The organism is Nocardioides cremeus (genome assembly GCF_030518195.1).
Lineage (GTDB): Bacteria > Actinomycetota > Actinomycetes > Propionibacteriales > Nocardioidaceae > Nocardioides > Nocardioides cremeus.
The window spans coordinates 1-202 of record NZ_JAULSC010000529.1 but is presented as its reverse complement, the minus strand read 5'-3'; the positions used below and the strand labels follow the sequence as shown (position 1 = coordinate 202).

The window sequence follows — 202 nt, the reverse complement described above, 5'->3', positions numbered from 1 at the left end:
CCCCCGCATGAGCACCCACGTCGAGCACGACCCGACCGACGTCGAGGACCTGCCCGGCGAGCTCGACAACGGGTTCGACGAGGGGTTCGAGGTGGGGGTCGACGACGGGTCGGTCTCGCTGTTCGAGGGTGACGAGGGCGGCCTCGAGCACGGCCAGCGCCACGCCCTGGTCACCCTGCTCAAGCAGCGCTTCATCAGCGCC

Annotated in this window: 1 pseudogene; it reads left to right on the top strand. The window is 70.8% G+C overall.

What is annotated here, in order from left to right:
• A pseudogene (locus QWJ41_RS22655) lies at window positions 1-202 on the top strand (hypothetical protein); the annotation flags it as partial.